General features: G+C 70.3%; 15 protein-coding genes. 4 read left to right on the top strand and 11 right to left on the bottom strand.

The window, feature by feature from the left end; all coding sequences use genetic code 11:
• The 3 genes from FB559_RS26660 to FB559_RS26650 form a co-directional block, all read right to left on the bottom strand.
• The gene (locus FB559_RS26660; RefSeq protein ID WP_185792413.1) at window positions 1-1017 is read right to left on the bottom strand and encodes a GvpL/GvpF family gas vesicle protein; all 1017 of its coding nucleotides are present in this window, start codon (window positions 1015-1017) and stop codon (window positions 1-3) included.
• Window positions 1018-1325: 308 nt separating this feature from the next.
• Window positions 1326-3419 (bottom strand): RecQ family ATP-dependent DNA helicase, encoded by a 2094-nt coding sequence (locus FB559_RS26655; protein ID WP_141958734.1) that lies wholly within the window; start codon window positions 3417-3419, stop codon window positions 1326-1328.
• Between the two features lie 42 nt (window positions 3420-3461).
• Window positions 3462-3791, bottom strand: a complete 330-nt coding sequence (locus FB559_RS26650; protein ID WP_246122078.1) for an ArsR/SmtB family transcription factor — start codon at window positions 3789-3791, stop codon at window positions 3462-3464.
• Between the two features lie 155 nt (window positions 3792-3946).
• On the opposite strand from FB559_RS26650, the gene FB559_RS26645 reads away from it, so the two are divergent.
• Window positions 3947-5356 carry an MFS transporter gene (locus FB559_RS26645; RefSeq protein ID WP_221640193.1) on the top strand — a complete coding sequence of 470 codons (1410 nt, stop codon included), beginning with the start codon at window positions 3947-3949 and terminating at the stop codon, window positions 5354-5356.
• A 67-nt stretch (window positions 5357-5423) separates the two neighbouring features.
• Here FB559_RS26645 and FB559_RS26640 read toward each other — a convergent pair whose 3' ends face one another.
• Genes FB559_RS26640 through FB559_RS26630 form a run of 3 tightly spaced genes read right to left on the bottom strand, consistent with a single transcriptional unit; the run spans window position 5424 to window position 7205 of the window.
• Window positions 5424-5795 carry a hypothetical protein gene (locus tag FB559_RS26640; RefSeq protein WP_141958730.1) on the bottom strand — a complete coding sequence of 124 codons (372 nt, stop codon included), beginning with the start codon at window positions 5793-5795 and terminating at the stop codon, window positions 5424-5426.
• Complete coding sequence (locus FB559_RS26635) at window positions 5795-6025, bottom strand: hypothetical protein (RefSeq protein ID WP_141958728.1); 231 nt, start codon at window positions 6023-6025, stop codon at window positions 5795-5797. Before FB559_RS26635 ends, FB559_RS26640 begins: the two co-directional genes overlap by 1 nt.
• 49 nt (window positions 6026-6074) lie before the next feature.
• On the bottom strand, window positions 6075-7205 hold the full coding sequence (locus tag FB559_RS26630; RefSeq protein ID WP_141958726.1) for a lactate 2-monooxygenase: 1131 nt from the start codon (window positions 7203-7205) through the stop codon (window positions 6075-6077).
• A 110-nt stretch (window positions 7206-7315) separates the two neighbouring features.
• Between FB559_RS26630 and FB559_RS26625 the strand changes: the two genes are divergently transcribed.
• A complete protein-coding gene (locus FB559_RS26625; protein WP_141958724.1) occupies window positions 7316-9832 on the top strand; it encodes a DNA gyrase/topoisomerase IV subunit A in 2517 nt (838 codons plus the stop codon).
• Window positions 9833-10258: 426 nt separating this feature from the next.
• Here the strand turns inward: FB559_RS26625 and FB559_RS26620 are convergent, their stop codons facing one another.
• From FB559_RS26620 to FB559_RS26595, 5 genes are all read right to left on the bottom strand, one after another.
• The gene (locus tag FB559_RS26620; RefSeq protein WP_141958722.1) at window positions 10259-10615 is read right to left on the bottom strand and encodes a hypothetical protein; all 357 of its coding nucleotides are present in this window, start codon (window positions 10613-10615) and stop codon (window positions 10259-10261) included.
• A 1371-nt stretch (window positions 10616-11986) separates the two neighbouring features.
• Window positions 11987-12643 (bottom strand): response regulator, encoded by a 657-nt coding sequence (locus FB559_RS26610; RefSeq protein WP_141958720.1) that lies wholly within the window; start codon window positions 12641-12643, stop codon window positions 11987-11989.
• Window positions 12640-13809 (bottom strand): sensor histidine kinase, encoded by a 1170-nt coding sequence (locus FB559_RS44865; protein ID WP_221640192.1) that lies wholly within the window; start codon window positions 13807-13809, stop codon window positions 12640-12642. Before FB559_RS44865 ends, FB559_RS26610 begins: the two co-directional genes overlap by 4 nt.
• Window positions 13810-13939: 130 nt before the next feature.
• Entirely contained in the window at window positions 13940-14416 is a 477-nt protein-coding gene (locus FB559_RS26600) for a DUF1453 domain-containing protein (protein WP_141958718.1), read from the bottom strand.
• Window positions 14417-14901: 485 nt separating this feature from the next.
• On the bottom strand, window positions 14902-16995 hold the full coding sequence (locus FB559_RS26595) for a DNA gyrase/topoisomerase IV subunit B (RefSeq protein WP_141958716.1): 2094 nt from the start codon (window positions 16993-16995) through the stop codon (window positions 14902-14904).
• A gap of 166 nt (window positions 16996-17161) precedes the next feature.
• Here FB559_RS26595 and FB559_RS26590 point away from each other — a divergent pair, with 166 nt between their 5' ends.
• Together FB559_RS26590 and FB559_RS26585 are read left to right on the top strand one after the other, a co-directional pair.
• Window positions 17162-18064, top strand: coding sequence for an ABC transporter ATP-binding protein (locus FB559_RS26590; RefSeq protein ID WP_141958714.1), 903 nt, complete (start codon window positions 17162-17164; stop codon window positions 18062-18064).
• Window positions 18065-18252: 188 nt separating this feature from the next.
• Window positions 18253-19317, top strand: a complete 1065-nt coding sequence (locus FB559_RS26585) for an ABC transporter permease (RefSeq protein WP_141958712.1) — start codon at window positions 18253-18255, stop codon at window positions 19315-19317.
• The last annotated feature ends 64 nt before the right edge of the window (window positions 19318-19381 follow it).

Genomic DNA, 19381 nt, shown 5'->3' with positions numbered 1-19381 from the left:
TCAGCAGTAGGGGCCGCCGGGGGGCGAGGGGACGAAGTCGTACGGCGCCAGCGGCCCCAGGACACGCAGCCTGATCCGGCCGGCCCAGCGGTAGCCCAGCTCGTCGACGGCCCGCCGGAAGTCCTCGCGGTCCTTGTCGGCGACGAGGAAGGCCGCGTCGGCCGCGGTGTCCTCGTTGGCCGGCGGGCGCGGAGCGGCGGCGACGGCGTGCCGCGACAGCGCCTGCACCAGATCCTCGGTGTCGACCTCGCGCTTGGCGTCCAGCGCGTGCACGATCAGCTCGCCCAGGCGTACCCGCTCGTAGTATCCGGCCTCCTCCGGCAGGCCGCGCAGGCTCTCGCGCAGGCGCATGACCTCCGGCTCCTCGGCGAGCACCTCGCGAAGGACGGTGTCCTGGACGTACGTGCCCGAGACGCTGAACTCCGCCCGGCCCTCCAGATCGGCGAGGATGCCGGTGAACCAGTGGTAGTAGGGCTCGAGCATCTCCTTGGCCACGGCGTCCGCCGTGGTCACGACGGCGCTGAAGCGCAGCGGCAGCATGGTGGTGCGGGCGGCGAGCGACGCGACGACGCTCTCGTGCGCGAGAAGATCGTCTCGGGTGCCCATGGCGCCGGCGGCCGGGAGCTCGCTGATCACGCCGGCGAGATCGCCGTAGCGGACCAGGCGTACTTTGCCGCCGCCGGTACCCAGCAGTCCCTCAGGCAGGTCGGTGGAGGCGGGAACGATCCCGTACACGTAGCAGACACGCGCATCCGGGCTCTCGACTCCGGCCTCCTGCCGTGTCGTCACTCCTCGCGCTCCCTCCGGGCCGGCAGGGTACGGCGCGCCGAGCTCGTCGTGCCATTCGTCCAATGCCTCGGCGGCCGACTCCGCCGGCCCGCCGAGCAGCGCGCTCGGCGGGTCGGCGAGGTGGGGCGCCGACGCGCCCGTACGTAGCGGGGGAGCCGCAGAGATCTCCGCGATCCCGGCCCTGAGGATGCCTCTTATGGCACCGGGGGCCGAGGTGGCGGCCCGCATCGGCTCAGGGGATGCCGTCGCGGGTACCGGGTACGCCACGATCGGCCTCAGCCGCTGGGTCAACCCCAGCAGACGAGTGCCAATCGCTGTAGGACCTCTTTGGTTCATGCCCTCCCCCACCTCCACGCAATCGGCCTGCGGCGACCCCGATGGCTGGGGACGCCCCGATCGCGGGGTGTCGTGAGACCGACATTACCTGCGCAAATGGTCGGCATAAGGATTCGTTTATGATTCGCGAATCGCTCGGCCCTCAGGGGGCCGAAACGTCGTATCTCCGGTCATTCCACGTCACATCGGTCCCACGGCCATCAGGCGGTCACGGCGAGGACGAGCGGCAGGACGGCGGGAACGCCGGCCTCGCGGAGGAGCTTGGCGGCGATCGTGACCGTCCAGCCGGTGTCGACCCGGTCGTCCACGAGCAGGACGGGGCCGCCGAGACCGGGCACGGTGTCCGGGACCGTCAGGGCGTTCCAGAGTGTGCGGACCCGCTGTGCGCTGTTGTGGCGGCGCGGTCCCGGGCCCGTACCCGCGTACTCGATCTCACCGAGGTAGGGCAGCCGGCCGATCGTGGCGACGCGGCGCGCCAGATCCGCGATCATCGCGGGCCGGGTCGCCGACGCCATGCCCACCACGCCGACGGGGCGCTGCGGCCAGTCCCAGGCGGACAGCACCTCCACGACGGCGTCGAAGACCTCACCCGACACAGGGGCGTCCGGCGCGCCGTCGGACAGCACGCGGCGCAGCCGGTTGCCCCAGCCGAGATCCGTGAGCCGGCCGAGCGCGCGGCCCGGCTCGGCCTGCAGGCTCGCCGGGATGCGGCCCGAGATGCCCTCGGCCTTCATGCCGGTGGGCCACATGCGGCGCGGCGTCACCTCGACGCCGGGCCTGCGCAGCCGGTCGCGCGCCTGTGTCGCCGCGGCGTCGGAGACGTCCGCGGAACGGTGCCGGCCGGTGCAGTTGTCGCAGCGGCCGCACGGCGCCGCCTCGGGGTCGTCCAGCTCGCGGCGCAGGAACTCCATGCGGCAGGCCTCCGCGGCCTCGTAGTCGAGCATGGCGCGCTGCTCGCGTGACCGCTCGGCCGCCACGCGCTCGTAGCGTTCGCGGTCATAGGCCCACGCCTGGCCGGTCGCGGTCCAGCCGCCCCTGACGCGGCGGACGGCGCCGTCGACGTCGAGCACCTTCAGCATCATCTCCAGGCGGCTGCGGCCCAGGTCGACGCGGCTCTCCAGGGCCGCGGTCGACAGCGTGCCCTCCTGCTCCAGGACCTCCAGCGCGAGGCGTACGACGTTTTCGGCCGGGAAGGCCAGACCGGCGAAGTAGGCCCAGATGTCGCGGTCCTCGGCGCCCGGCAGCAGGATCACCTCGGCGCGTTCGACACCACGCCCGGCGCGGCCGATCTGCTGGTAGTACGCCACCGGGGACTGCGGTGCGCCCACGTGCACGATGAAGCCGAGGTCGGGCTTGTCGAAGCCCATGCCGAGGGCGCTGGTCGCGATCAGCGCCTTGACCTTGTTGTCGAGGAGGTCCTGCTCGGCCTGGAGGCGCTCGGCCTGTTCGGTCTGGCCGGTGTAGGCGGCGACGGCGTACCCGCGGTCGCGGAGGAAGGTGGCGATCTCGTGCGCCGCGGCGACGGTGAGCGTGTAGATGATGCCGGAGCCGGGCAGCTCGTCGAGTTGTTCGGCGAGCCAGGCCAGCCGCTGCTCGGCGCCCGCCAGGCGTACGACGGAAAGCCGCAGGCTCTCGCGGTCGAGCGGCCCGCGCAGGACCAGCGTCTCGCTGTCGGCGGCGAGCTGGTCGGCGACGTCACGGGTGACGCGCGCGTTGGCGGTGGCGGTCGTGGCGAGCACCGGCACCCCGGACGGCAGGTCGGCGAACAGCGTGCGCAGCCGGCGGTAGTCGGGGCGGAAGTCGTGGCCCCAGTCGGAGATGCAGTGCGCCTCGTCGACGACGACCAGCCCGGCGCCGGCCGCGAGCCGGGGCAGCACCTGGTCGCGGAAGTCGGGGTTGTTGAGCCGCTCGGGACTGACCAGCAGCAGGTCGACCGCGCCGTCCCGTACGTCGGTGAAGACCTGTTCCCAGTCGTCGGTGTTGGAGGAGTTGATCGTCGCGGCGCGGACACCGGCACGCTCGGCGGCGGCGATCTGGTTGCGCATGAGGGCGAGCAGCGGGCTGACGATCACCGTCGGCCCGGCGCCCTGCTCCCGTAGCAGCACCGTCGCGACGAAGTAGACCGCCGACTTGCCCCATCCGGTGCGCTGCACGACGAGGGCCCGCCGTCGTTCGACGACCAGGGCGTGGATGGCGGCCCACTGATCCTCGCGCAGCCGTGCGTGCTCACCCGCGAGTTGGCGCAGGCACGCCTCGGCGCGCTGGCGGAGTCCGGCGCTCGCTTCATCGTCCATGGTCCCCTTGCTATCAGGGACCACGGACGGATGTGGCATCGATCAGTAGGTCGCGGCCGGCTCGGGCTGCAGGACGGCGTCGAGCAGGCCGGGGAACCTGGCGTCGAGATCCTTGCGACACAATGTCACCAGGCGGCGTGCGCCCTGTACCCGGGAGTGGATGATGCCCGCCTCGCGCAGGATGCGCAGATGGTGGGACATGGTGGACTTGCTCACCTCGAGCCCGGCGTCCAGCCGGATCTGGGTGCACGAACACTCACCGACCTGGGCCAGCGCGCGTACGGTCGCCAGGCGCGCCGGGTCGGCCAGAGCCGCCAGCACCTTGGGCAGGCCCAGTTCCTCCGCCGGAGGTTGAATCGCGTCTTCGCTCACATGCCGAGCATAAATCAGAGTTGCGGGAAGTTCGACCACTATCGTACTGTTCGACAAGCTTCGAACTCTTCGATGGTCGTCGAACATCTTTCTCTGGAAGTGACGTGTCTCAACTCGCCTCAACCCCTGCCCCGCGCCGCTGGATGATGCTGCCGGTGATCCTGTCGGCCACGTTCATGGCTTTGTTCGACTTCTTCGTCGTCAACGTCGCCGCCCCGTCCATGGAACACGACCTGCACGCCGGCCAGGCCGCCCTGGAGCTCATCGTCGGCGGATACGCCTTCACCTACGCCAGCGGGATGGTGACCGGCGGCCGGCTGGGTGACCTGCTCGGCTACCGGCGGCTCTTCCTGGCCGGCATGGCCGCCTTCACCCTCGCGTCACTGCTGTGCGGACTCGCCCAGTCACCGTCGGAGCTGGTCGCGGCGCGACTGCTGCAGGGACTCACCGGCGCGCTCATGGTGCCCCAGGTGCTGGCCCTGATCACCGCGACGTTCCCGGCGGACGAACGGCCGCGCGCGATGTCCTGGTTCGGCGTCACCGCCGGCATCGGCGCGATCGCCGGGCAGGTGCTCGGCGGGCTGCTCCTGGACGCCGACCTGTTCGGGCTCGGCTGGCGGGTGATCTTCCTGATCAACGTGCCGGTGGGCCTGGTCGCACTGGTCTTCGCACTACGGCTGCTGCCGCACCACCGCGCGGAGCGCCGCCCCCGGCTCGACCCGCTCGGCGCGATCGGCATCTCCGGTGCGCTCGCCCTGATCCTGGTGCCGCTCATCATCGGCCGCGAGGAGGGCTGGCCGGTGTGGACGTGGGTCTCCATGGCGACGTCCCTGCCGGTCCTGGCGGCGACCCTGCGCTGGGAGCTGCACCTCACCCGCCGGGGCAGCGAGCCGCTGCTCGACCTGACGCTGTTCCGCAACCGTGCGTTCGCGGCGGGACTGCCGGTGAACGCGGCCTTCATGGCCTTCTTCGCGAGCTTCATGTTCGTGCTCACGCTGCTCCTGCAGGGCGGCCTCGGCCTGTCCCCGCTGGAGGCGGGCCTGACGTTCTTGCCGCTGGGCGTGCTCTTCTCCGTGACCTCCATCCTCGGCCGTTCGCTGGTCGCGAGGTACGGCCTGCGGGTGATGACGGTGGGCGCCTCGATCTCGGGGGCCGGCCTGGTGATCCTCATCGCCGAGCTGCAGACGCTGGGCGGGGACATCACGCCGGCGTGGCTGCTCATCCCGACGGGGTTCGTCGGCCTCGGAAACGGCCTGGTCCTGCCGACGCTGATCGGCGCCGTACTGGCCGGGATCCAGCCCGCGCACGGCGGCGCGGCGGCGGGGGTGCTGACGACCGTCCAGCAGTTCGCGAGCGCCGCCGGCGTCGCCATCCTGGGGGTGGTGTTCTTCGGCGGGCTCGGGGCGCGGCCCTCGCGCGCCGACTACGCCGCCTCGGCGGAGTCGGTCACGTTCCTCGCCCTGGCACTGGTCGTCACCATGGCGGCGCTGACACTGCTCCTGCCCAACCCGAGGCCGGCCGCCCAGCCGGCGACGGAACCGGAGATCCTCATCGAAGCCGCCTGACGCATCCGCGCGGCAGCGGGCCCCGGCATCCGGCCGGGGTCCGCTCACGTGAGGCGCCCCGGCACCGTCACACCCGCACGAGCTCCGCACGTACGCGGCGGGCGTCGAGCAGCCGGCCGATGTCGCCGACATCGGACGTCGCCACATAGTCACCCGGCCGGACCATCAACGCGACATGACCGTCGACCACGTCGGCGGTGCCGGTCGCGCGTAGCAACTCGCCGATCCGGCGGTCGGCGTCCTCATCCAGGGGCACGACATCGATGCCCTTCAGCGCCAGCGCGAGGCGCGCCTGGCGTGCGCCGTCGCGCCACACCTGGGCCACGACCGCGCAGGAGGTACGGACACCACCGGTGCGGGCCCGATACAACACCCGGTTGGTCTCGCGGTCACCCCTGTCGATGGCGACGAGAGCGCCCGCATCGAGAACGACCCCCATCAGGACGCCTGCTTCTTGCCACTGACATAGGCCACCGGGATCGGCCTGCCGAGCTCTTCTTCGGTGAACTCGCCATGCTCTGCCTCGTATGACGCCATGTATTCATCCCATGCCTGCTGGCGGAGTTTCTCCGCAGCGGCGTCGGACATCCAACTCGACACGCTCGTCCCCTTACGCTCCGCATCGGCCTTCGCGGCAGCGTAAAGGTCGGGATCGAGGGAGATGGTCACTTTCCGTACACTCACAGTCACTCATCATACCGCGGTATGACCGGGGGGGCTAGGTGACGTTCTGCAGGATCTCCAGGGACGGCGACGTGACGTCGGGCTGGCCGGACAGGCGCAGCGTGAGCTCGAGATCGGCGAGCAGGCACCGCAGCACGTGCCGTACCCCCGCCTCTCCCGCGAGCGCCAGCCCGTACGCGTACGGACGGCCCAGCAGCACCGCCTTCGCGCCGAGCGCGAGCGCCTTGACGACATCGGCGCCCGTACGGATGCCGCTGTCGAACAGCACGTCGATCTGGTCGCCGACAGCGTGCGTGATCGGGGCCAGCGCGTCCAGCGAGGCGATCGCGCCGTCGACCTGGCGTCCGCCGTGATTGGACACGACGATGCCGTCCATGCCCGCGTCGACCGCACGGCGCGCGTCGTCGGTGTGCTGAATTCCTTTCAGCGCGATCGGACCGTCCCAGTGCTCACGCAGGAACGCGAGGTCGTCCCAGGTCAGTGACGGGTTTCCGAACAGCGTGGTCCAGTGCAGGATCGGGTTGTCGCCCGCCTTCCGGGTGAAGACCGGGTCGGAGAAGTAGTTCTGGTTGCCGACACCGCGCAGGAAGGGCAGGTACGCGTTGTCGAGGTCGTGCGGCCGCCAGGCCAGCGTGAAGGTGTCGAGCGTGACCACGAGCGCGGAGTAGCCGGACGCCTTGGCCCGGTCGAGAAAGCTGACGGCGAGCTCGCGGTCGTCCGGCCAGTACAGCTGGTACCACCGCGGCCCGGCCACCTCGGCGACCTCCTCCATCGCGACCGACGCCGCCGTGCTCAGCACCATCGGCACGCCCAGCTTCTCCGCCGCTCTGGCCACCGCGAGCTCGCCCTCGGGATGCAGCTGGCGCAGGACGCCGACCGGGCCGAGGAGCACCGGAGTGGCCAGCGTCTGACCGAGCACTCGTGTCGTCAGGTCACAGCCGGTCGTACCGCGCAGCATCTGGGGTACGAGCCGCCAGCGGCGGAACGCCTCGCGGTTCGCCCGTGCGGTGTCGCCGGTCCCGGCCGATCCCGCGACGTAGTCATACGCTTCGCGCGAGAGCTTGTCCCCGGCGAGCGACTCCAGACGGGTCAGGTCGGCCGGCAGCGAGGGAAGGACGTCGTTCAGGCCGTTGAGGTAGATCTCGTTCTGGAAGTCGGCGTACATGCGACGCCCCCATTTCGTAGACGAGCCGGTGCGACATCTTCCCCCATTGGAATGCGGCGCGCCGACGCCCACGGCACAACTTGTCGTGGCGACCCGTCACAATGACAGTTATGGCACGACGCGGTACGCAGACCCCTCCCCCGCCGGACTTCGAAGAGAACATCGTCGACGTCGACGTCTCCGAAGAGATGCGGGGCAGCTATCTCGAGTACGCCTACTCGGTCATCTACCAGCGGGCGCTCCCTGACGCGCGCGACGGGCTCAAGCCCGTGCAGCGCCGCATCCTCTACTCGATGAACGAAATGGGCCTGCGGCCCGACCGGGGGCACGTCAAGTGCGCCCGGGTCGTCGGCGAGGTGATGGGCAAGCTGCATCCGCACGGCGACTCGGCGATCTACGACGCGCTCGTACGCCTCGCGCAGCCGTGGTCGATGCGCATGCAGCTCGTCGACGGGCACGGCAACTTCGGCTCGCTCGGCGGTGACGACTCGCCCGCGGCGATGCGTTACACCGAGGCGCGGATGTCGCGCGCGGCCGCGCTCATGGTGGAGAGCATCGACGAGGAGACCGTCGAGTTCCGCCCCAACTACGACGGCCAGGAGCTCGAGCCCGAGGTCCTGCCCTCGGCCTATCCCAACCTGCTGGTCAACGGCGGGTCCGGCATCGCGGTCGGCATGGCGACCAACATGGCCCCGCACAACCTCATCGAGGTGATCTCGGCGGCGCGGCACCTGATCGCGTTCCCCGAGGCGACGCTCGATGACCTGATGCGCTTCGTACCCGGTCCCGACCTGCCGACCGGCGGCAAGATCGTCGGCCTGGAGGGCGTCCGCGACGCGTACGAGACCGGGCGCGGCACGTTCCGTACGCGCGCCACCGCGCACATCGAGAGCGTCACTCCGCGCCGTAAGGGCATCGTCGTCACCGAGCTGCCGTACGCGGTCGGCCCCGAGCGCGTGGTCGCGAAGATCAAGGACCTCGTCAACGCGAAGAAGATCTCCGGCATCGCCGACCTGAAGGACCTCACCGACCGGCAGCAGGGCCTGCGCCTGGTCATCGAGATCAAAAACGGATTCCACCCCGAGGCGGTGCTGGAGGAGCTCTACCGGCTGACGCCGATGGAGGAGACGTTCGGGATCAACAACGTCGCCCTGGTCGACGGCCAGCCGCGCACGCTCGGCCTGCGCGACCTGCTCCAGGTCTACGTCGACCACCGCATCGAGGTCGTCCGGCGTCGCAGTCAGTTCCGCCGCAGGAAGCGCGAGGACCGCCTGCACCTCGTCGACGGTCTCGTCATCGCGCTGCTCAACATCGACGAGGTCATCCGCGTCATCCGGGCCAGCGAGGACACCGCCGACGCGAAGACGCGGCTCATGGGGTCCTTCGAGCTGTCGGAGATCCAGGCGCAGTACATCCTCGACACTCCGCTGCGCCGGCTGACCAAGTACGACCGGCTGGAGCTGGAAAAGGAGAAGAAGCAGCTCACCCGGGAGATCGCCGCGCTGACGGCGATCCTGGACTCAGAGTCCCGGCTGCGCGGCCTGGTCGCGGAGGAGCTGGCCGAGATCGCGAAGACGTACGGCACGCCGCGGCGCACCGTACTCCTGGAGTCCTCGGGCCAGACCAAGACGGCGGCGGTGCCGCTGGAGGTGGCCGACGACCCGTGCCGCGTGCTGCTGTCCTCGACCGGCCTGCTGGCCCGCACCATGTCGGCCGAGCTCCTGCCCGCCGACGGCGGACGCGCCGCACACGACGTGATCGTCTCGACCCTGATGGCGACCGCACGGGGCCAGATCGGCGCCGTGACGAGCGCCGGCCGGCTGATCCGCGTGGACGTTCTCGACCTGCCCGCGCTGCCGCCCTCGGCGTCCCCGCCGTCACTGGCGGGCGGCGCGCCGCTGAGCGAATTCGTCGCGCTGGACAAGGACGAGACGGTCGTCGGCCTGGCCTCACTCGACTCCGCCGGCCTGACCCTCGGCACCGAACAGGGCGTGGTCAAGCGCGTCGCCCCGGACTACCCGAAAAACGCGGACGAGTTCGAGGTGATCGGCCTCAAGGAGGGCGACCGCGTCGTGCGTGCGCTCCACCTCGAGTCCGAGGACGACGACCTGGTGTTCATCACGAGTGACGCGCAGCTCCTGCGCTTCACCGCCTCGAGCGTCCGCCCACAGGGCCGCCCGGCGGGCGGCATGGCCGGCATCCGGCTGAGCCCCGGCGCCAAGGCGATCTGGTTCGGCGCCCTGGACGGTTCTCTGGAGTCCCGCGTGGTCACGATCGCGGGCAGCTCGACCGCCCTGCCGGGCACACAGACCGGTGCCATCAAGGTCTCCGACTACGCCGAATACCCGGCGAAGGGCCGCGCCACGGGCGGCGTCCGAGCCCACCGCTTCCTCAAGGGCGAGGACGTCATCCTGCTCGGCTGGGCCGGCCCGACGCCGGCCAAGGCATCGGGGATGACCGGCAAGCCGATCGACCTCCCTGCCGAACTCGGCCGCCGCGACGGCTCGGGCGTGAAACTCCCGGCCCCGATCGCCGCCATCAGCGGCCCGGTCGGCGGCCGCGTGGAGACGCCACTGCCCGTCCAGGACGCTTCGGAGGACGAGGCGGAGCAGCTTCCGCCTGAGTGACGGACCGGTCCCCGGCCCACCGACGTGAGCCCCGGATGACCACCCGCGGGTGGTCATCCGGCGGTCACCACGGCCACCCGCTGTACTCGATCACAAATGACCGTCTATCGCCGTTGGTCGTGGTTAGCGTCTACCGCACCGCTCGTGTGGGAGCGCACCTGATCGTGGGTGCCGGGTCGCCCGCGTGGCGGGTGTGTGGTGGCTACGTCCGGCCGCGGTCGGTGGCGGTACGGCCGAGTCCGCTCAGGCGTTAACGCGAGGAGGCGGACTGCTGGGCGCGTGTCGGGTGGGCCCGGTGACGGCGCAGGCCTTGGTTCAAGTCCTTGGTTCAGGGACTCGGCTCGTTCCGCTTGCGTTGAGGTGAGGGCCGCACCATCTCCCCCCGGCGGGCCCTGTCCTCTCAAGCTCCGAGATCGCGTTATGCGATCAACGGCGTAGTGGCTGGTCGCCGTCGCGCTGGGCGGGGATCTTCGGCGGTTCTGACATGGCCGCGATGGCGTTGAGCAGGTCGTCCGGGTCCCCGCCGGGCTCCTCGTAGTGCCAGAAGCGAACGATGCGTTCGGCGGGTACCGGGAGGCGGAACTCCTCGCCGGAGAGGCTGCCGGCCGCGCAGAGCTGGCTGATGACGGGTGCGTCCTCGGGCAGGTCGGCGGCGTACGCTGCGGCGTTCAGCAGTGCGACCGCACTGCGCGCGTTGCGCCCCTCGTCGTGCTCGTCGGAACGGTTGAGTCGCCACCAGGCGTAACGGCGGAGGCATTCAGCGATCATGAAGGACTTTCGCACGCCGGTTCTCCTTGAGAAAGCATTCACATAGATCCATAACGCACAGTAGTCGAATGATCACCTCTTGTCATCGTCCGTCGCCGTGCGTCGCGACGTGTCTGGGGAGTTCCCTGGTACGAGCGGATGGACCATCGCCCCATCAAGCGATACGTCCGGCAACAGGCTCCCTGCACCACGATTCACCACTCACATCGGCAACCCACGCAGAATGGCCGAGCCGGTCGGTACGGCTTCGTCGATGGACAACGGCAGGCGGTACACGGTCACGCGAGCCGCCTGCCTCCCACCGGCCAAGGGCGGGGGCAGGAGCGGTGGCCGCGCCCGGTTGCCAGGGGCGGTGGCCAAGGGCGGGGGCAGGCACGATGGCCACGTCCGGTTGCGAGGGGCGGTGGCCAAGGGCGGGGGCAGGGCCGGTAGCCACGCCCGGTTGCCAGGCACGGTGGCCACACCCGGTTGCCAGGCACGGTGGCCACACCCGGTTGCCAGGGGCGGTGGCCACACCCGGTTGCCAGGCACGGTGGCCACACCCGGTTGCCAGGGGCGGTGGCCACACCCGGTTGCCAGGGGCGGTGGCCAAGGGCGGGGGTAGGACCGGGATCTGGCGCTGAGGGCCAGGACTGTCTCGAAGTCTCCATCCGTAGCGAGTGGCGTCCAGGCGGCGCGCCGCAAGGCGGAGGAGGGAGTCGGCCTGGTGCCGGCCGGCGACCGGCGGCAACGCGGCGAGGCGCCGCCTGGGCGCCGCTCAGTAGGACAGCGGGACTTCGGATGAGGCCCTGGGGGCATGAGAGCTACGGGCCGAAGAGGCGCCGTTGGCATATATGCGCGACCGGCGTGATCAACGGTCATCGCATCCAGTCGGGCGCGACGCGGCCGGGACCGAGGCCAGGGCCAGGGCCAGGGGCGGAGACAGAGCCAGGGCCGGGGCCGGGGCCGGGGCCGGGGCCAGGGCCGGGACCGGGGCCAGGGCCGGGACCGGGGCCAGGGCCAGGACCGGGGACAGGGCCAGGGCCGGGACCGGGGCCAGGGCCGGGACCGGGGACAGGGCCAGGACCGGGGCCAGGGCCGGGACCGGGGCCAGGGCCAGGACCGGGGACAGGGCCAGGGCCGGGACCGGGACCGGGACCGGGGACAGAGCCAGGGCCGGGACAGGACCGAGGCCAGGGCCGGGAGCGGGGCCAGGGGCGGGACCCGGGGCAGGGCCGGGAGCGGGGCCAGGGGCGGGACCCGGGCCAGGGCCGGGACCGGGGCAGGGCTGGGGCCAGGGGCGGGGACAAGGCCAAGGCCGGGGACAGGGCAGGGTCCTGAGCCGGGCCGGGGCCGGAGGCCAAAGCGGGACTTCCGGCGAGTACAGACGTCAGGCGGGGAGGTGAATCAGCCCAGGTCTGCCAGGCCCTTGCGGTACGCGTACGTGACCGCTTGGGCGCGGTCGCGCAGGCCCGCCTTGGCGAACAGGTTGTTGATGTGCGTCTTCACCGTCGCCTCGCTGATGAACAGCTCGCGGGCGATCTCGGCGTTCGAGTGGCCCGACGCGATCAGGGTCAGGACCTCCACCTCGCGTTGGGTGAGGCCGTCGGGGAGGTCGGCGCGTCGGCGGCGGGACGGCTGGGCGCCCGTGGCCAGGGCGTCCACCAGGCGTCGCTGGACCGACGGGTCGAGTTGGGCGTCTCCGTCGCGTACCGCGTCTATCGCTCGGGCTATCTCCTCGGCGCCCGCGTCCTTGGTCAGGTAGCCGCGTGCGCCGGCCTGGAGGGCGGCGAAGACGGACTCGTCGTCGCTGAAGGTGGTGAGGACGACGATCTGGACCGACGGATGTTCGGCCTTGATGCGGCGGGTGGCCTCGACGCCGTCCACGCGTGGCATGCGGAGGTCCATGAGTACGACGTCCGGGTTGCTCTCGGACACGAGACGTACGGCCTCCTCACCGTCGCTCGCGGAGCCGACCACCTCCAGGCCGGGCAGCAGTCCCAGCAGCAGCACCAGGCCGTCGCGGACGACGGTCTGGTCGTCCACCACCAGTACGCGCGTCAAAGTGGCACCCTCAGCAGCACGCTGAATCCCTCTCCCGCCGGGCCGGCTTCGAGCGTGCCGCCGATCAGCTCGGCGCGCTCGCGCATCCCGACCAGACCGTATCCTCCGCCGCTCGTGGCGAGCGGGCCGGGTTCCTTCCTCCCGCCGGAGTCGGTGACCTCCAGCTCGCACCACTCGGGCTCGTACCGCAGCACGATCGCCACGTCGGCACCCGGAGCGTGCTTGCGGACGTTGGTCAGCGCCTCCTGGGCCGTACGGATCACGGCGAGCACGGCCCTGGCGGTCAGGTCCTGCGGCTTCCCCGCGATCGTCACCTCGCAGGCCGCGTCCGCGAGAAGCCGGTGCTCGTCGGCCAGCTCGCGCAGCACCTCGTCCATCGGCGGGATGTCGCCGCGGAGAGTGGCGAGTGCCCGGCGGGTCTCCTCGAGGCCGCTGCGGGCCAGCCCTCGGGCGCGTTCGACCCGGTCGAGTGCCTCGTCGGTCCGTCCGCTCACCATCAGCAGCCGGGCACCTTCGAGGTGGACCAGCTGGGCGGACAGGGAGTGGGCGAGGATGTCGTGGATCTCGCGGGCGATGCGGGAGCGCTCGGCCAGCACCAGGTTCTGCTGCTCGGTCAGCCGTGCCGCCTCGCGGGTCATGCCCGCACGGATTCCGGCGTACATGCCGAGCATGCCGACGATCGTCCACAGCTCCCCTGCCGGACGCCCCTGAACAGCGATGACGACCAGCATCCCGACCGAACCGACCATCGCCACCGCGCCGGACCGGAGCAACGGCCGGATCGCACCCGCGTAGCCCGTACAGGCGAAGATGAGCGCGCTGCCCGGCCGGTCGGGCACGTAGGCGTAGAGCGCGACGCCGATGCCGGCACCGGCGACCAGGAGCAGAGGGCCCAGCGCGTACCCGCGCCGGCTCACGATCATGCCGATCACGAAACAGGCGACCGCGACGGCGACCGTGCCGGTGAGCGCGAGGTCGCGACCGTACAGGCCGAGGTGGGGCCGGCCGGGGTGGACGTCCGTGCGCAACATCGCGTACGCGAACCAGAGACTCGCCGCGATGAGGACGCCGACCCGTAGGTGCGGCCCGTCCCTCCGGAGAAGCAGGGCGGGTACGACCGCCGGCCAGCGCCGATCGCGGGCCAGCCAGCCTCGCAGCTCTGCCATCACGGACGAACACCATCTCGTGCCGACCGCCCGCGACTCCGCCGAGCGGCAGGGAGGGGCCGGTCCGCGGCCGAAGGATCTCTCCGTTCGCGTACCGATCCTCCGGCCGGTACGCGGCGCGGCTCTGTCATCACGGTTGAACGCTAACCCGGGTCTGGAGTTCACGGGACCGCCAGGCGATCACCGCGTTCTGTGCGAGCAGCCAGGCCGCGACGGAGATCAAGATCGCCCCGCTGCCGGGCCTGACCCCTGCCGCGTACCCCGCCCCGAACAGACCGCTGCGTACGGCGATCGACGCCAGGAAGATCCCGAAGGTGGCCCAGGTCCCCCGGCTCCACAGGCCGCCGGACGGCTCGCGCCAGATGTGCATGGTCGCGCCCAGGCCGAGGCCCAGCAGCAGTGCGGCGACGATCTCGGCGGCCAGCAGGCCCGCGCTCAGCGCGGCGTGGTGGGGATCGACCGCTCCGCCCTGGGCGATCCCGATGCCCCCGATGACGAGCGGGATCACCAGCAGCCTCCGCTCGTCGACCCGCCGCCTCGTGAAACGGCGCGCGATGACGAACACGATGACGGCGGCGACGATCAGACCGGTGAGAGCTTCATGCATGACGACGACACTAGGAATCGCCGGGCTCGTCCGGATCGGCGCGAGGATGGAGCTTCCACCCCTCCACCCGAGGGTGGACGGACGCCCAAGGTGGGGAGCCCAAGGTGGGGAGCCCAAGGTGGGGAGCCCAAGGTGGGGAGCCCAAGGTGGGGAGCCCAAGGTGGGGAGCCCAAGGTGGGGAGCCCAAGGTGGGGAGCCCAAGGTGGGGAGCCCAAGGTGGGGAGCCCAAGGTGGGGAGCCCAAGGTGGGGAGCCCAAGGTGGGGAGCCCAAGGTGGGGAGCCCAAGGTGGGGAGCCCAAGGTGGGGAGCCCAAGGTGGGGAGCCCAAGGTGGGGAGCCCAAGGTGGGGAGCCCAAGGTGGGGAGCCCAAGGTGGGGAGCCCAAGGTGGGGAGCCCAAGGTGGGGAGCCCAAGGTGGGGAGCCCAAGGTGGGGAGCCCAAGGTGGGGAGCCTACCCGGTCAAGGGTCGGCCCGTGGTGAGGCTTGGTCAGATGTCGATGCGGGAGTCGTCCAGTTCGGAGGCGCCGCTGGAGATGAATTCGCGGCGGGGGCCGACCTCGGAGCCCATCAGGAGGTTGAAGATGCCCTCGGCCTCCTGGGCGTCCTCGATGCGGATACGGCGCAGCATGCGGTGGCGTGGGTCCATCGTCGTCTCGGCGAGCTGGTCTGCGTCCATTTCGCCCAGGCCCTTGTAGCGCTGGATGGGCTCCTTCCAGCGGACTCCGCGGCGTTCGAACTCCACGAGCTTTTTGCGCAGCTCGGCGTCGGAGTAGGTGTAGATGTGCTTGTCCTGGCCCTTTTTCGGCTTGGTCAGCTCGATGCGGTGCAGTGGGGGCACGGCGGCGAAGACGCGGCCCGCGTCGAGCATCGGGCGCATGTAGCGGTGGAGCAGGGTCAGTAGCAGGCAGCGGATGTGGGCGCCGTCGACGTCGGCGTCGGCCATCAAGACGATGCGGCCGTAGCGTACGGCGTCGAGGTCGAAGGTGCGGCCGGAGCCCGCGCCCAGCACCTGGATGATCGAGGCGCACTCGACGTTTTTCAGCATGTCGGCGACGGACGCCTTCTGCACGTTCAAGATCTTGCCGCGGATCGGCAGCAGGGCCTGGAACTCGGAGTTACGCGCGAGCTTGGCGGTGCCGAGGGCGGAGTCGCCCTCGACGATGAACAGCTCGCTGCGGTCGTCGGCGGTGCGGCAGTCGACCAGCTTGGCCGGCAGGGCGGAGTTTTCCAGCGCGCTCTTACGGCGTTGGTTCTCGCGCTGCTGGCGGGCGGCGATGCGGGCCTTGGAGGCCGAGACGACCTTTTCGAGCACGGACCGCATCGGCTGCTTCTGACCGCGCTTGGGGTTGTCGAACGCCTCTTTGAGCTCGCGCCCGATCACCTGGGAGACGATCCGGGTCGCCGCCGAGGTGCCCAGCACCTCCTTGGTCTGCCCCTCGAACTGCGGCTCCGGCAGGCGGACCGTCACGACGGCGGTGAGGCCCTCGAGGATGTCGTCCTTGATGATCGGGTCGTCGCCGTTTTTCAGCAGCTTGGTCGCGCGGAGCTGGTCGTTGAGCACCTTGACCAGGGCACGGTCGAACCCGGTGACGTGGGTGCCGTGCTTGGGCGTGGCGATCACGTTGACGAACGACTTGGTGATCGTGTCGTAGCCGGCGCCCCAGCGCAGCGCGACGTCGACGTCGATGTCGCGTTCGACGTCGGTCGGCGTGAGGTGGCCCTGGTCGTCCAGGACCGGGACGGTCTCGGTGAAGTGCCCGCGGCCCTGCAGCCGCAGCACCTCGGAGACCGGCTGGTCGGACGCGAGGTGGTCACAGAACTCGCTGATGCCGCCGTCGAAGCGGAACTCGTGCTCGACGAGCTCCTCACCGCGCTCGTCGCGTACGGCGATGGTGAGGCCGGGCACCAGGAACGCCGTCTGGCGCATCCGGTCGACGACGGCCTCGTCGCCGATCGTGGCTTCTTTGAGGAAGATCTGCCGGTCGGGCCAGAAGCGGACACGCGTGCCGGTGATGCGCTTGGCGACTCGCTTGGACTGGTGGAGCCCGCGCTGCTTGGCCGGCTTTTTGGTGAACTTCGCGTCCGGTCCGTCGCCGGCGAAGTCGCCGGGGAGTCCGCGCTTGAAGCTCATCACGTGCGTGTGCCCGTCACGGTCGACCTCGACGTCGAGGCGTACGGACAGGGCGTTGACCACCGAAGCGCCGACGCCGTGCAGGCCTCCGGACGCGGTGTAGGAGATGCCGCCGAACTTGCCGCCCGCGTGCAGCCGCGTCATCACCAGCTCGACGCCGGTCAGGCCGGTCTTGGGCTCGGCGTCGACCGGGATCCCGCGCCCGTCGTCGCCGACCTCCATCGAGCCGTCCGCGTGCAGGGCGACCTCGATGCGCGAGCAGTGCCCGCCGAGAGCCTCGTCGACGGAGTTGTCGATGATCTCCCAGAGGCAGTGCATGAGACCGCGGCTGTCGGTCGACCCGATGTACATTCCGGGCCGCTTGCGTACGGCCTCCAGACCTTCGAGCACCGAAAGGTGCCGCGCGGTGTAACCGTGCGGGTCCTCGGCGGTGATAGTGGCGGCGGTCAACGGCTTTGCTCCTCGGGGGTAGGACGTGCGGCAGCAGGCTACCCGGCAGCGCCGACAGTAGCCGACCGGCGCGCCGTTCTGCCTGTCCTCCACCCTGGGTTGCAGATTGTGCAAGTCCACCTATTAGCGGTGGCTCTGCGTCACATCACACCCATATGGTCCTGCCATGTCCAACACGATTGTCGCCAAAGACCTGCGTAAGCGCTATGGCGACGTGAACGCCGTAGACGGCGTCTCCCTTACGGTCGAAGACGGTGAGTTCTTCGGCATTCTCGGCCCGAACGGCGCCGGAAAGACCACCACCCTGGAGATCATCGAGGGTCTCCGTGAGGCCGACGGCGGTGAGATCTCCGTCTTCGGCCAGTCCCCCTGGCCGCGCAACGCCGCGCTGTTGCCGAGGATGGGGGTACAGCTCCAGTCGTCGGCCTTCTTCGAGCGTCTCACCGCTCGTGAGCAGCTACGGACCTTCGGCTCCCTGTACGGGGCGACGAGCCGCAAGGCCGACGAGATGCTGGAGACCGTGGGCCTGGCCGACAAGGCCGACACCCAGGTGGAGAAGCTTTCGGGCGGACAGGCACAGCGGCTGTCCATCGCGTGCGCGCTCGTGCACGAGCCGGAGCTGGTATTCCTGGACGAACCGACCGCGGCGCTCGACCCGCAGGCGCGCCGCAACCTCTGGGACGTACTGCGGGCGATCAACACCGACGGCCGCACGATCGTCCTGACCACGCACTACATGGACGAGGCGGAGGTCCTCTGCGACCGCGTCGCGATCATGGACCATGGCCGGATCCTGCGCAGCGGGCCGCCCGCCACGCTGGTCCGCGACCTGGACGCCGCCGCCCGCGTCAGCGTGGCCAGCGGTGTGGTCAGCGCCGAGGACGCGCGTACGCTCCCGGGCGCCGACGAGGTGACGGACGACGAGGTCTCCCTGGTCATCGCCACGCACGACGCCCCCAAGGTGGTCAAGGCGCTCGCCGACCGCGGCGCCCTGGAGGGCGTGCAGATCCGTGGCGCCACGCTCGAGGACGTCTTCCTCGACCTGACCGGACGGGAGTACCGGGCATGAGCGAGCGAGGCAATGAGCACGGCGTCCCGATCACGACGAACAAGGAGGGCTCGTGAACGAGCGGAGCGAGCGAACCGGCGAACACAGCGCCCCGATCACCCCTCCGACGAAGGAGGGCTCATGAGCGAGCGGAGCGAGCGAATCAGTCAACACAGCGCCCCGATCACTCCTCCGACGAAGGAGGGTTCATGAGCAGCTTTCAGAGCCTCGCCCGTGCGATGTTCCTCGGGTTCCGACGGGACAAGGGCGCGCTCTTCTTCACGATCGCGCTGCCGCTCCTCTTCCTGCTGATCATCGGCGGGCTGTTCGCCAAGCAGTCGACGCCCAAGTCGACGATGCTGGAGATCGGTTCGGTGGAGGTCGTCGACCAGATGCCGGCGGACGTACGCGCCGGCTTCGACAAGTCGCTGAAGATCACCAAGATCAGCGACCGGAACGCCGCGCTGGAGAAGGTCAAGAAGGGCGACTACGACGCCGCGCTCGAGCAGAGCGGCGGCCAGGTCGTCATCCACTTCTCGGCGGCCGACCAGGTGAAGGCCGGCACCGCGCAGGGGCAGATCGAGGGGCTCGTCCAGGCCGCCAATCAGGCGGCCTCCGGACAGCCGCCGAAGTATCGCCTCCAGGCGGAGCAGGTCGAGGACAAGTCCCTCAAGGCGATCCAGTACATCACCCCGGGCCTGCTCGGCTGGGCGCTCGCCGCGGCGGGCATGTTCGGCGCGTCCACCACACTTGTCACATGGCGCACCAAAGGCATCCTGCGCCGGCTGCGGTTGTCACCGGTTCCGATCCGTACGGTGTTCACCGCACGGGTGGCGGTCAGCCTGGGTACGGCGCTCGTGCAGACCGCGCTGTTCATCGGGGTGGCGACGCTGCCGTTCTTCGGGCTGAAGCTCGACCATTACTGGTGGATGGCGATCCCGATGGTGCTGTGCGGGGTGCTCGCGTTCCTCGCGATCGGCATGCTGATCGGGGCGTGGGCCAAGACCCAGGAGACCGCGCAGGCCGTCACCCAGATGGTCGTGCTGCCGATGGCCTTCCTCGGCGGGTCGTTCTTCCCCATCGACCAGGCGCCAAGATGGCTGCGTGTCGTTACGGAGATCTTCCCTCTGCGCCACCTCAACGATGGCATGCTGAAGGTCATGGCACGGGGTGCCGGACCGGCCTCCGTCCTTCCGCAGATGGGGATCCTGCTGGGATTCGCGCTCGTCGCGACGATCATCGCCATCCGCGTTTTCCGGTGGGAACAAATCTGAACATTGACCGCTAGCGTGACGTTTGTCACCTCCGGGGCTATTCCGCTCTCGGCGTACACAGAAC

The sequence above is a fragment of the Actinoallomurus bryophytorum genome, assembly GCF_006716425.1.
Lineage (GTDB): Bacteria > Actinomycetota > Actinomycetes > Streptosporangiales > Streptosporangiaceae > Actinoallomurus > Actinoallomurus bryophytorum.
Note: the sequence above shows the minus strand (reverse complement) of the source record. Positions and strands in the feature narration are given on the sequence as shown.